The sequence below is a fragment of the Vibrio sp. FF145 genome, assembly GCF_041439075.1.
Lineage (GTDB): Bacteria > Pseudomonadota > Gammaproteobacteria > Enterobacterales > Vibrionaceae > Vibrio > Vibrio tasmaniensis_A.
Map to the genome: position 1 here is coordinate 1 of NZ_JBGONH010000118.1, position 1,809 is coordinate 1,809.

At 47.9% G+C, this 1,809-nt stretch carries 3 protein-coding genes; all 3 read left to right on the top strand.

What is annotated here, in order from left to right:
• The first annotated feature begins 80 nt into the window (after positions 1-80).
• The gene (locus ACED42_RS21700; protein ID WP_102457510.1) at positions 81-398 is read left to right on the top strand and encodes a hypothetical protein; all 318 of its coding nucleotides are present in this window, start codon (positions 81-83) and stop codon (positions 396-398) included.
• Complete coding sequence (tnpB, locus tag ACED42_RS21705; protein ID WP_102457509.1) at positions 395-748, top strand: IS66 family insertion sequence element accessory protein TnpB; 354 nt, start codon at positions 395-397, stop codon at positions 746-748. The genes ACED42_RS21700 and tnpB overlap by 4 nt, the downstream gene beginning before the upstream one ends.
• 59 nt (positions 749-807) lie before the next feature.
• The coding region (locus ACED42_RS21710) for an IS66 family transposase (protein ID WP_371704133.1) at positions 808-1,809 on the top strand (1,002 nt) is incomplete at its 3' end.

The window sequence follows — 1,809 nt, forward strand, 5'->3', positions numbered from 1 at the left end:
GTAAGCGTGTCATGAACCCCGCATTCTAATCTTTCAGCGCGAAGAATAAGATCAACTCTCCAACCCAAAGGAGAGTTGAAATGGCAAAACGACGCACCAACCTAGAATGGCAATCACTGTTTGAACAATATGAAAGCAGCAGTGTTACCCAACGCGCTTTTTGCGAAGAGCATGGACTGAGTTTATCCACGTTCTTCGCCAAGCGGCGTCAACTCCAAACAGTAAACCAATCGGAATCTGTCGGATTTGTTAGAGCCGAAATCGTTGAAAAGACAACCAAGTATCAGGCGCAGATAGCCACGGCCAACATGACACTTCTCATCAATGATGTGGAGCTGAGCATTCCTCAATGTACGCCAGCGACCTATCTTGCTGAACTCATTGGAGCGTTGTCATGAAAGGTATGCTCAGCGCGCCAGAGATTTACCTTTATCGTGAAAGCGTCGATTTTAGAAAGTCCATTAATGGTCTTGCAGCGATTATCGAAAACGACACGAACTTACCTCTTGGCAGTGGTGCGCTGTTTCTGTTTACCAATAAACAGCGCGATAAGATCAAGGTGCTATACTGGGATAAAACAGGCTTCGCCCTCTGGTATAAACGCCTCGAAAAAGCCAAGTATAAGTGGCCTTCAAAAGAGAAAAATCAGGTGTTTACCCTCACTCAATTTGAGCTTGATAGACTGCTTTCAGGCTTCACAATTATCGGCCATGAACCCGTGAAAATAAACGATTTTACAATGAGTTGATCGAGAATAAAGCCTTATATACCAAGCGTTAACGGCACAACTTCAGTATAATGAATGCCATGGAAAAGACGCCAAATATCAACCCAGAAAGCCAAGATATTGCCGAGCTACAAGCGATGGTGAAAGCCCTGATGCTCTCGCAAGAGCAGAAGGAATCGCAATGGCAACAAGAGCGCCAATCGCTGCTTGAACAACTCAAACTCGCCTTCGACCGCCAGTTCGCTAAACGCTCGGAGGCGTTAAAGCCTTACGATGAATCACAAGGTGACCTCTTCAACGAAGCGGAATGTGAAGCCGTTAAAGAAGACGAGGTTGAGGTAACAACCACAACGAAAAAGCGCGGTAAACGTAAACTTCTGCCTAAGACCTTACCTCGTGAGGTTATCGAACTCGATGTAGACGACCATGAAAAGCAGTGCGCTTGCTGCAATCATAGCCTGCATAAAATCGGGGAAGACCGCAGCGAGAAGCTAGAGTTCACGCCTGCGGTACTCAAGGTGTTGGAATATGTTCGCCCTAAGTACGCTTGCCGCCAGTGCGAGAAAACAAGCGACAGCAGCCGTATCGTTCAGAAGCCACCCCCTCAGAGTCTCATCCCTAAAAGCTTCGCCACAGAAAGCTTGCTGACCAACATCATTCTTGGCAAATACCAGTACGCGATGCCACTTTATCGCCAAGAATCGCTGTTTACCCAGTCGGGTATCGAGTTATCACGCACCACCATGGCAAGGTGGGTTATCCAAGTCAGCGAGAAGTTCGCCCCGCTGTATGCCGCCTTGAAGAAGTACCTACTTCAGCAAGTGGTGGTTCAGGCGGATGAAACGCCGCTCAATGTGCTCAAGGAAGAGAAGAAGTGTTATATGTGGCTCTACTGCTCGGGCGCTGACTCGCCCGAAGCCGCACTGCCTAATGTGAAAAATATTGCCTTGTACGACTACCAAAACAGTCGCGCGAGGGCGTGTCCCGTGGAATTTTTATGTAACTACAACGGTTATCTACAAACCGATGGCTACGCGGCTTATGATGGTCTGCATCAAGTCACTAATGTGGGGTGCTTAGCG